The sequence below is a fragment of the Nitrososphaerota archaeon genome, assembly GCA_011605775.1.
In the GTDB taxonomy this organism is placed as follows: Archaea; Thermoproteota; Nitrososphaeria; order Nitrososphaerales; family JAAOZN01; genus JAAOZN01.
Genome location: JAAOZN010000045.1, coordinates 1 through 9,926 on the forward strand (window position 1 = coordinate 1; position 9,926 = coordinate 9,926).

Genomic DNA, 9,926 nt, shown 5'->3' on the forward strand with positions numbered 1-9,926 from the left:
GGCAAGCCACTACAGCGTCTCCCCCGCCATCGAGCGGGTCGGAAGCTCTACCAAGCTGAGCTACCGCGGGCCTATTTTTGAGCTGATAGCCGCTCAACTTTAAGCTTTACGCTAAGGATCCTTCATCTTATTTCTGCTTTATCTTCTCTATTGTTGAGGATGCTGCTTTTATGAGCCTGAGGTAGGAGCCTATTACAGCCCTCGCCGAGGATAAGTCTTCTGTGGTGACTTCGATTGTTAAGTGGTCGTCTTTATGCTCGAGCTTGACGGCTGCTCTGCGCTTTCTTTCGCTTCCCGTCTCAGGTAAAAGTGCTTTATAGATCGCAGATGCTTCTTCTTTTGAAGCTGCTATGTTGATAGTTGCTTTGAGGTGGAGGTTAGAGGTCGTATGCTCCTCCGGCAACCTTGTGACCACACTTTGAGCAGCTCCATATCCCGCTTGCTTTACGCCTCAGCTTTAGAGCGCCGCAGGAGGGGCATTTTCTTCTGCTTTTCTGCAGAAGCACTACTCTACTATATCTTACACGTAAGGTTCTGCCGTACTTCGCGCCCAAGCCTTTGAGTGTCTTGTCTTCTCCTCTAACCAACGCTGCCCACCGCCTTCTTTATTATCTCCCTTATTTCTTGCCCTTTAATCTTAGCGGTCTCCGCTGCGAACATGATCTGCTCGTAGGTCAACCCGCCAGCCAACCCCTTCTGCCCAGCACATAAATGCCCTTCGTCAACAGTAGTTAAAGTTATCCTAGCGTCCATAACCGCCTCCTCCTCTGAATCTGGGTCAACCACCATCGCCTCACCTATTCTGGCAAATGTTACTGAGACAGGTATCTTAGATACTGGTAGCGGTATCATACTGTCTTTCTCCTTGATTTCGCCGCTTGGTGTAACTTCCAGTTCAGGCATCTTCGTGGTCAGAAGCGCTGAAACGACAGCGTAGCTCGTAGCATCTATCAGATTCCCATCAACATTCAAAACACTAACATCAACAAATATAGCCCTAACCTTCTGCCCAGGGATGAGCACAAGCTTAGACAGATCGACCATATCCGATTCCCTCACCCCTCTGTCAACCACCCTTGAAAGCTCTATAGCGTCTTCATCAGGCGGACCTGGCTCAGCGTAGGGTGAAGCTAAGGGGAGTATTTCAGCGTTCACAACCAGCAGCCCCTTATCCGGGGTGTCAGGGAATGGTGCACCTACCTCAATCTTTACACCAGCTATCACCTGCGTGTTACCTAAACTTACCTGAGCAGAACCATTTGCTTTCTGAATAACGTTACACTTTATGTCAATCGGCCTATAGTCTAGAAGCGCCCTCCCATCAAGCCTCCTACCTTGAGCCAGCAACTCGATCATATGCGCCTTTCTCAAATGCTCCATTATGAAAGACCGTTTAGCTACAGCCACTTTACTCAACCTCCTCCTGCTGGTTAAGTCCACCTTTAAAGTATCTCTCCATCAGCGCCTTTCGCTGAGCCTCATATAGCTTCCTACAACCAGATAGGGCTAGATCTATCCCTCGCTTGAACTCTTCATGCGTGAGTACGCCATCTAGCTGAAGCAGCGTTATTGTATTTAGATTTGGCATAACTGCAACTGGCATGTCTGCTTCACCTTCCTTATCCTCAATATCGCTCAGATCTAAGACCATAGTCCCATCCACCTTGCCAGCTGCGCAAGCAACCACCAAATCATACATACTTATGCCAGCATCAACCAAAGCAAGGGAAGCAGCCGTTATACCAGCACACCTTGAGCCGCCATCTGACTGAAGCACCTCTAAGAATATGTCTATAGCAGTCCTAGGGTATTCTTCAACCAAAATAGCGGGTTCAAGCGCCTCTCTGATTACCTTAGAAATCTCTATCTCTCTTCGTGAAGGCGCCGGCGTCTTCCTCACGTCGGTTGAAAAAGGAGACATATGGTATCTGCATCGGAGCACACATCTATCTGGTAGAGCGAGGTGCTTAGGATGTACTTCCTTTGGTCCGTAGACTGCGACTATTATCTTATTCTTGCCCAACTCTATGTACGCTGAACCATCAGCGTTCTTCAGCACGCCTACCTCAAGTCTGTAGGGTCTGAGCTCATCGACTCTTCTGCCATCCACCCTTATGCCGTCATTTATTAGTTTACCCAACTTGACCACCTACTTCCTTAACCCCCAGCATAGCCTGAACCTTTTGGGTAAGATCAGCTAGGTGAGCTTCCTCTTCAACCAGCTTGATCGCCTTCACAGCCTTTATTATCCCTTCTGGTCGACCGACCACCACTATCACCCCATTCTGCCCTATCGTAAGCTTGCATCCTGTCCCAGATTCTATTGTCCTTATCATAGACCCCTTCTTACCTATTAGCCTAGGAACTTTGGTAGGTGCTATCTTGACAACTTCTCCCTTCGTGATCTTACCTAAACCCGGCCCAGAAACTGAAAGGATAGGGTCTCTGGTCCGATCAAAGGCTGTAACCACCGCCGCTATTAGGTCGCCAATATCAAACTTTTTAACCAGCGACTCCTGCCCAGGCGTAAAGTTCCTGCCATACACGTTTTTCGCAGGTAGGTAAGCCATGAAGCAGGAGTTGATATCCACCTCCCAGACGAATGCAGAGTAGTCGACGATCTTACCGATCACGAGGTCGTCTACCCTAGGTATGTAAGGACCTGATAAAGGTATTACTCTAACGCCTTCTTGCCCGAACTCCGCTAAACCTATTCTCGTTGAATAGAACTTGTTGCCTCTTTTTATTACGTTCGCTAGGGGTCTGTAGTTGCCTTCGGTTATCAGCTCCCCCGGTATGACATATTTTCTTTTGACTTCGGGCATTTCGATCAGACCTTCGCTACCGAGACCTGGGCTGAGCCTTTTGTGGCTGAGCCGAGTTTCTCTACGAGTGTGGAGTGGATGCCTGCTGGTATATCAACGATTGCCGTCATGGAGCCGTCTTCACCCCACTCTTCTTTAACTATTTCGCCGTAGCTCTTAATTATTCCAACACTCTGTGGCGCGTATTGAGGTGGTATTTTGATCAGCAACCTGATCCTCTCAGATTTAAGTGGAAGGATGGTTCTGAGCTGCTCAACTATCGTTTTGGTCTGCTCCTCTGCGCTCTTAAACGGATCAATAGAGACCTTCGCCTCCTGAAGCGCCTGCTCGATCCTAAGCGGTGGGTGTGGCAAGCCTGTCCTAGGGTCTACGTAATTTCTTGATATGATCTCTATTATCTGCTTCCTCTTTTCGTTGATGAGCCTCCTCCTCTGCTCTGTGGTTAGCTGTAGTTCGCCTTTGTTAAGGATGGTTAATGCCGCCTGCGACACATTGGTTGTCTGAAAGTATTTCTGGAGCTTTTCCGATGAGACACGTAACCCTTTTGAGGCATCTGAAAAGATTTCATCGACAACTATAACTTGTGAAGGCGGTATATTCTTACCCATCTTATAGTTTAAAGCGGCGTCTGGATTTACCAGTATCTCAAAATGCTCACCGCCTAAAGTGAGCCGAACTATAGTGTATTTTGTAGACATGCCTCTCCCTACCACTTACGTAGAAGATAGTAAAGTAGGCTATATAAACTAGTATTGCGACCTCTGAATCGCTATAAACGCTGAGCTCCCTTACTGCTTCGGCTTCTCCCTATTTCTAGCCTTGCTCGCCAACTCCTCTATTTCTTTTTCCGTGAGGAACCTCATCTTCTTCGTCGCAGCATCTACAACAGCTATCTTTATGTGCTTTATGCCAGATTTATCTTCGCTAACGGTGTAGATCGCTTCAATCGCAAGCACACACGCCTCCGCGAGCTTCTTATTCGGCTGATAATTCTGCTCGAGGAACTCCATAACCTGATCGCTCCCCGCACCTATAGCTACAGCTTCGTATCCAAGGTATGTGCCGCTTGGATCAGTCAAGTAGATAGCTGGGCCGTTTCTATCCACACCAGCAATTATAAGTGAGACGCCGAACGGTCTGACACCAGCATACTGAGTGAACTGTTGGCATATGTCAGCTATTCTTCTAGCTATGGTTTCAACTTCAGCCGGCTCATCGTAGACCAACCTATTACTCTGCGCTATTATCCTAGCCTGGTCTACCTGCACTCTTGCGTCTGGTATGTAGCCCGCAGCCGCCACAGCTATATGCTCATCAACCTGAAAGATCTTTTGAGCGGTTGTCTGGCTCTGAAGCTTCCTCGTCTTCTCTTCTACTGCGAGTACAACACCATCAGCCGCCTTGATTCCCACCGCTAAGGTTCCTCTTCTAACGGTTTCTATCGCGTATTCTACCTGATATAGCCTACCGTCTGGCGAAAATACTGTTATCGCCCTATCATATCCCGCAGCTGCCGGAAACATAACTGCATCCCTTATCTAACCTTGCTTTATCGATGAATTTAAACATTAACACAACCAGCAACCACAGGTGGTAAGGGATGAAGGTGTGCGAGCACATAACCTTCAGCGGACATAGAAATATAAGCGCCACACACAAAACCACATTCGAAATCACGAAATCTAAGAGCCTCACTAAGAGAGGAGACTGCATAATCGGTGTCGCAGCAGACAAAGCTTGTGCCGACCTCGATCAGAGGATCAAAGAGGCGCTACGAAAAGGTGGTGTTGTGCATCTCACAATCTGTGTAGGAGACCTAAGATTCAAAGTCAGAGCAGAGGGCTCACCACAGTTAATGCTAACAGATGAAGAGGATATTGTTGTTAGGCGCAGCAGCTACATATGCCCTAGGACGCTAGCGGTGAAGGCTAATGCGGCTGCTTGCGACATACCGAGACCTATTGTTGATCTCTTAAGGTCGGAGGGGTGCAGAGGCTACCTTCTCATAGAAGTAGAATCCAAATAACTCGTCCTCTGCCGTAGGAGATTCTCTTAAGCTACTGTAGTTTAGCGTATTCAGATACTATCCTGCTTAATCTTTCGTAAGCCTTCTCTAGTCTAAGCCTCTTCTCTTTGATGGAGGAGCGCATACCCTCTAACCAGTTTTCTTTCTCAAGCAAGGCTTTGGCTAGAGTTTGTGGTGCTGGCCCGCCATCCACCTCCCTTCTAGCGATAAACGTGGTGGGGTTGAGCGCGTTTCTAACAGCTTCTTCAGATAGGGTTAGGGTTCTCCCTAAGACCTTTTTTGAGCATCTGTTTATCATCTCGAGGCTTATCTGGGAGGGCTCAACCCCATTCTCAACCGCCTCCTTGACCACCATACCTACTATTGTGTGCGCGGTTCTAAATGGTATGCCGCACTCCCTCACCAACGTGTCTGCGAGCTCTGTTGCTGTAGCGTAGCTCTGCTCCACAAGCATCCTCATCCTACCTCTATCAACCTTAAGCGTTGCAACCATACGCTCAACCACCCTAAGTGTTGCGAGCGTAAGTTTACAGCTCTCCCAAAGGAGGGCATTCAACTCCTGAAGGTCTCTGTTGTAGGAGAAGGGTAGCCCCTTACAGAGTGTGAAGGCTGCTGTTAGCAGACCAACTATACGTGCGCATTTTGCTCGAGCGATCTCAGCGGAATCAGGGTTCTTCTTCTGAGGCATGATGCTGCTGGTCGATGAGAATTCATCCGCGAGTTCAACCATCTTGTAGCCGTCTGAGCTGAAGAGGATTATCTCCTCGCAAAGCCTGCTTAAGTCTGTGGCTATTAGAGCGTAGGCAGCCATAGCCTCCAATATGAAGTCTCTTGAACCCACAGCATCTACAGAGTTACCTAGTATACCATCAAAGCCGAGCAGATCAGCTGTCAAACGCCTATCTATCTTGTAGCCTGTGGTCGTCAAGGCGCCTGAGCCGAGTGGTGAAAGATTAACCCTACCGTACACCTCGAGTAACCTAGTTAGGTCCCGTGATAAAGCCTCGACGTGTGCTAAGAGGAGGTGCCCGAAGGTTGTGGGCTGAGCGATCTGAGTATGGGTGAAGCCCGGCGCCAATGTATCCTTTTCGCTTCTAGCTTTATCCAAAAGTGTTTGCAGTAGCGTAATCAGGTTTTCAGCCACATCAAGCAGATATTCTCTTAATCTGATTCTTAGGCAGGTTGCTACCTCATCGTTTCTCGATCTACCTGTGTGGATCCAGCCGCCTTGCTGCTCACCCACGATCTCTATAACCTTCGCCTCTATCGCCTCGTGAATGTCCTCAAACCCCTCTTTAGCAACTTCGCCGTAACCCCTAGCCCCTATCTCTTGAAGCGCAGAGAGTATCTTCGCCCCAGCCTCAGAAGGTATTATCTTCTGTTTGATCAGCATAACAACGTGCGCTTCAGTCACCTTGAGATCCGCTTCAAATATCTCCTCATCAATAGGGAGGGAGCTTGTGTACTCTAACGCCGATTTATCCATCTCTTCTGGTAGCCTACCCCTTCTTAAAACACCTTTAACCAACTTAGCCACTTCTCCTCTTAGCTTCCTTTTTCAAGCGCCTTGCTGAGGCTATGTAGTCTGTTAGGGCTGCGAAAGCCCTTCCAGCATCGACCATACTGACCACTATTATTGTATCGGTGTAGCAGCTTATCGTATCCTCTATATTTATGTGCCTCCTCGAAAGCTGTGTTATGAAAGATACAGCACAGCCAGGTGTCTTTATTATCTTAATAGGGCTTCTAACTATTATAGCAGCCAAATTGGTTGTGCTCTCAAGGATCTCATCGCTCCTAAACAGCTTCACAACATCCTCATATAACCTCTGGTCGAAGAGAAGTGTAATCGCATCTATACTCTCAGATATCTGAAGAAACTCCTCCCTATAGCTGAGAAGCAGACTACCAACCGCCTCAAGGGTCTTCCTCCTCTTTTCAACCGAAATCTTAGCCACGTCTGTGCGAACCGTTACCGTGCTGTTCATAACCACATCAAGAACGTCTTCCCCAACCACCCTATACCTTCCCCTCAATCTTTTAAGAGCAGTCACCAAGCTCTCAATCTTTACTTCACGACCTAGCCTCTCCTCTACAGCAGCCTTTAACACCCTCGCAATAGCTGTTAGATTACCATAGCCCCTATCTAATGCATCTTGAATAGAAAGGTCGCTATCCACCGCATCCCTAACCGCTTGGATTATGGTCAGTTTGACCGAAACCAAGTCAACTGTACCCAAGATTGATACGGATAATACCAAAAAATATAAAAGCGTTGCTGCAAACAGCCTCAAACCTTGATGAAGGTCGTATTAGCATACTCGGGAGGGTTGGACACCTCTGTAGCCATAAAGTGGCTTGAGGAAAAATACGATGCTAGAGTAGTAACTCTCACCGTGGACGTTGGGCAGCAAGAAGATCTGAAGGCTATAGCGGAGAAGGCTAAGATGCTGGGAGTCGAAAGACACTACAGCATCGACGCTAAAGCAGAGTTCGCTAAAGATTACATATATCCCTCAATTAAAGCCAACGGGCTCTACGAGGGTAAATATCCTCTCTCAACCGCACTCGCCAGACCACTTATAGCAAGCAAGCTCGTCGAAATAGCCCTAAAAGAGAAGGCTGATGCCGTCGCACACGGATGCACAGGGAAGGGTAACGACCAAGTCAGATTCGATGTAACGGTCAAAGCGCTGGCACCACAACTAAAGGTTATAGCTCCGGTGCGCGAGTGGAACCTGTCGAGAGAGGAAGAGATAAAGTATGCAAAAGAGCGTGGTGTGCCTGTTGAGGAGAAGAAATCCGTTTTCAGCATAGATCAGAATCTATGGGGTAGGTCGATAGAAAGCGGTCCGCTTGAGCAGCCTGACTTTGAGCCGCCTGAAGATGCGTTTGAGTGGGTTAAGCCGCTGTCGAAGACGCCTGATGAGCCCGGTTATGTTGAGTTGGGGTTTGAGGATGGTGTACCAGTTTCTATAGATGGCTCAGAGATGGCACCTATTGAGCTCATATCTTCGCTTAATAAGAAAGCCGGTCTGCATGGTGTAGGTGTCATCGACCACATAGAGGATAGGTTGGTTGGAATCAAGTCAAGAGAGGTATATGAGTGCCCAGCGGCTGTATGTATCCTAGAGGCGCATAGAGATCTGGAGAAGATGGTCCTAACAAGACACCAGCTGATGTTCAAGGAGCTGGTTGATAGGGAGTGGGCTTGGCTCGTCTACACCGGGCTCTGGGTTGAGCCTCTACGCAGAAACCTCGATGCATTCATCGACTCTACGCAAAAGGCGGTTAACGGAAGCGTGAGGTTAAAGCTCTATAAGGGTGGGCTGAGGGTTGTTGGCAGGAAGGCTAAGAGGTCACTTTATGATATCAAGCTCGCAACATATGATAAAACCTCCGTCTTTCAGCAGAAGGCTGCAGAGGGTTTCATAAACTTGTGGGGTCTACCCTCCGTAACCGCATATCAGTTATCTGAAAAGTAGAAGGAGGTGAGCCGTATGAAGATGAAATGTAGCGAATGTGACGCCCAGATAAATGTGCCAGACGACGCGGTTTCAGGCGAAATCGTCACCTGCCCTGACTGCGGTCTAAACTACGAAGTAGTCAAGAACGAAGACGGCGTACTTCTCAAACCAGCTGAAAGCGTGAGCGAAGACTGGGGCGAATAGTAAGCAGATGACCATAACCCTCACTCTGCTCTACGACCGCATACGCTGGGACGAAAAAGAGCTATTGGATAGTGCTAGAGCAAAGGGGCTAAATGTAAAAGAAGTCGACGCCAAAACCACCCTCCTCAATCTAAATAAAAAAGCCGATGAAGATTACGGTGACGTGGTTCTGCAGAGGTGTATAAGCCACACCAGAGGCACCTATGCCTCAGCCTGCTTAGAGAGTAAAGGCATTTTGGTTGTGAACAAAGCCTCCGTCTCAGAAATTTGTGGTAACAAGTTGTGGTGTACATTAGCCTTAATCCGAGCGGGTGTGCCGACACCTAGGACGATCATAGCGTTCACACCGGAATCCGCTTTGAAGGCTGCTGAAGAAATCGGTTACCCAGTTGTGTTAAAGCCTCTAGTAGGGAGCTGGGGGCGGATGGTGGTCGCTCTACGCGATAGAGAGGAGGCTGAAGCGATCATCGAATTAAGAAGCCAGATGAATGGCGCGCTAAACCAGATCTTTTACATACAAGAGAAGGTTGAACGGCCGCCTAGGGACATAAGATGCGTTGTAGTAGGGGATAGGGTTGTAGCAGCTGTGTATCGAGTGGCGGCTCCAGGCGAGTGGCGCACCAATGTGGCGAGAGGTGGTTCAACCGAGCCCTGCCCCTTGACTAAGGAGGTTGAGGATATCGCTTTAAAAGCTGCTCAAGCGGTAGGTGGGGGTGTGCTTGGTGTGGATATGATGGAGAGCCCGTGTGGTCTTTTGGTGCATGAAGTTAACTCTACCGTGGAGTTCAGAGGTGCGCAGAGCGTAAGTAGCACCCGCATCGCCGATGAAATAGTTGAATACGCTGTGAATCTGGTTAGAAGGTGAATGATGTGAAGATAGGCATAATAGGTGCATCAGGTTATGTCGGCGGGGAGCTGCTAAGAATACTCCTCCAGCACAGCAAAGTCGAGGTTGTCTGCGCCACATCACGAAGATACAGCGGAGAATATGTGTTCAGAGTTCACCCTAATCTGAGGGGGTTGACTGATTTACAGTTTACAGACCCTACACCGGAGCAGATAGCATCTCAATGCGACCTTGTCTTCACAGCTGTTCCGCACGGCGAGTCTGTAAAGATTATGCCGAAGCTAATAGAGAGCGGCTTAAAGATCATAGATCTGAGCGCAGACTTTAGGCTCCATAACCCAGAAGATTATGAGCGTTGGTACGGCTATAAACACCCCTACCCAGAGCTTCTAAAGCGCTTTGTATATGGTGTGCCCGAGCTTCACAGAGATGAGATAAGACAGGCGAGTTATGTTGCCTGCCCAGGGTGTATGGCAGTTACTTCAATACTCGCTTTAGCGCCGTTTATCAAAGCAGACCTTATAGATAGGAAGCATATTGTGGTCGATTCAAAGATA

Annotated in this window: 14 protein-coding genes; 5 read left to right on the forward strand and 9 right to left on the reverse strand. The window is 48.4% G+C overall.

Going from position 1 to position 9,926, the window contains the following annotated elements; genetic code table 11:
- Positions 1–127: 127 nt before the first annotated feature.
- From HA494_04275 to psmA, 7 genes are all read right to left on the reverse strand, one after another.
- Complete coding sequence (locus tag HA494_04275) at positions 128–403, reverse strand: KEOPS complex Pcc1-like subunit (GenBank protein NHV96986.1); 276 nt, start codon at positions 401–403, stop codon at positions 128–130.
- The gene (locus tag HA494_04280; protein NHV96987.1) at positions 378–587 is read right to left on the reverse strand and encodes a 50S ribosomal protein L37; all 210 of its coding nucleotides are present in this window, start codon (positions 585–587) and stop codon (positions 378–380) included. Before HA494_04280 ends, HA494_04275 begins: the two co-directional genes overlap by 26 nt.
- Positions 580–1,380: an exosome complex protein Rrp42 gene (locus HA494_04285; GenBank protein ID NHV96988.1), complete on the reverse strand. Its 801-nt coding sequence runs from the start codon at positions 1,378–1,380 to the stop codon at positions 580–582. Before HA494_04285 ends, HA494_04280 begins: the two co-directional genes overlap by 8 nt.
- 28 nt (positions 1,381–1,408) lie before the next feature.
- On the reverse strand, positions 1,409–2,149 hold the full coding sequence (locus HA494_04290) for an exosome complex exonuclease Rrp41 (GenBank protein NHV96989.1): 741 nt from the start codon (positions 2,147–2,149) through the stop codon (positions 1,409–1,411).
- Positions 2,133–2,825 carry an RNA-binding protein gene (locus HA494_04295; protein ID NHV96990.1) on the reverse strand — a complete coding sequence of 231 codons (693 nt, stop codon included), beginning with the start codon at positions 2,823–2,825 and terminating at the stop codon, positions 2,133–2,135. Before HA494_04295 ends, HA494_04290 begins: the two co-directional genes overlap by 17 nt.
- A gap of 5 nt (positions 2,826–2,830) precedes the next feature.
- Positions 2,831–3,523, reverse strand: coding sequence for a ribosome assembly factor SBDS (locus tag HA494_04300; GenBank protein ID NHV96991.1), 693 nt, complete (start codon positions 3,521–3,523; stop codon positions 2,831–2,833).
- A 90-nt stretch (positions 3,524–3,613) separates the two neighbouring features.
- Positions 3,614–4,348, reverse strand: a complete 735-nt coding sequence (gene psmA, locus HA494_04305; protein ID NHV96992.1) for an archaeal proteasome endopeptidase complex subunit alpha — start codon at positions 4,346–4,348, stop codon at positions 3,614–3,616.
- Positions 4,349–4,425: 77 nt separating this feature from the next.
- Here psmA and HA494_04310 point away from each other — a divergent pair, with 77 nt between their 5' ends.
- A complete protein-coding gene (locus HA494_04310; protein NHV96993.1) occupies positions 4,426–4,851 on the forward strand; it encodes a DUF371 domain-containing protein in 426 nt (141 codons plus the stop codon).
- Between the two features lie 31 nt (positions 4,852–4,882).
- Here the strand turns inward: HA494_04310 and argH are convergent, their stop codons facing one another.
- Positions 4,883–6,379, reverse strand: coding sequence for an argininosuccinate lyase (argH, locus tag HA494_04315; protein ID NHV96994.1), 1,497 nt, complete (start codon positions 6,377–6,379; stop codon positions 4,883–4,885).
- 1 nt (position 6,380) lies between these two features.
- Positions 6,381–7,091 carry a hypothetical protein gene (locus HA494_04320; GenBank protein NHV96995.1) on the reverse strand — a complete coding sequence of 237 codons (711 nt, stop codon included), beginning with the start codon at positions 7,089–7,091 and terminating at the stop codon, positions 6,381–6,383.
- 60 nt (positions 7,092–7,151) lie between these two features.
- Here HA494_04320 and HA494_04325 point away from each other — a divergent pair, with 60 nt between their 5' ends.
- From HA494_04325 to HA494_04340, 4 genes are all read left to right on the forward strand, one after another.
- On the forward strand, positions 7,152–8,336 hold the full coding sequence (locus tag HA494_04325; protein NHV96996.1) for an argininosuccinate synthase: 1,185 nt from the start codon (positions 7,152–7,154) through the stop codon (positions 8,334–8,336).
- A 21-nt stretch (positions 8,337–8,357) separates the two neighbouring features.
- The gene (locus HA494_04330; protein ID NHV96997.1) at positions 8,358–8,522 is read left to right on the forward strand and encodes a lysine biosynthesis protein LysW; all 165 of its coding nucleotides are present in this window, start codon (positions 8,358–8,360) and stop codon (positions 8,520–8,522) included.
- Positions 8,523–8,529: 7 nt separating this feature from the next.
- A complete protein-coding gene (gene lysX / locus HA494_04335) occupies positions 8,530–9,387 on the forward strand; it encodes a lysine biosynthesis protein LysX (GenBank protein NHV96998.1) in 858 nt (285 codons plus the stop codon).
- A gap of 5 nt (positions 9,388–9,392) precedes the next feature.
- The coding region (locus HA494_04340) for an N-acetyl-gamma-glutamyl-phosphate reductase (GenBank protein ID NHV96999.1) at positions 9,393–9,926 on the forward strand (534 nt) is incomplete at its 3' end.

Coding starts and splice junctions, on each gene's coding strand:
- psmA (NHV96992.1), bottom strand. CDS start 4,348: ATGTTTCCGGCAGCTGCGGGATATGATAGGGCGATAACAGTATTTTCG.
- HA494_04325 (NHV96996.1), top strand. CDS start 7,152: ATGAAGGTCGTATTAGCATACTCGGGAGGGTTGGACACCTCTGTAGCC.
- lysX (NHV96998.1), top strand. CDS start 8,530: ATGACCATAACCCTCACTCTGCTCTACGACCGCATACGCTGGGACGAA.
- HA494_04295 (NHV96990.1), bottom strand. CDS start 2,825: ATGCCCGAAGTCAAAAGAAAATATGTCATACCGGGGGAGCTGATAACC.
- HA494_04310 (NHV96993.1), top strand. CDS start 4,426: ATGAAGGTGTGCGAGCACATAACCTTCAGCGGACATAGAAATATAAGC.
- HA494_04330 (NHV96997.1), top strand. CDS start 8,358: ATGAAATGTAGCGAATGTGACGCCCAGATAAATGTGCCAGACGACGCG.
- HA494_04285 (NHV96988.1), bottom strand. CDS start 1,380: ATGGAGCATTTGAGAAAGGCGCATATGATCGAGTTGCTGGCTCAAGGT.
- HA494_04300 (NHV96991.1), bottom strand. CDS start 3,523: ATGTCTACAAAATACACTATAGTTCGGCTCACTTTAGGCGGTGAGCAT.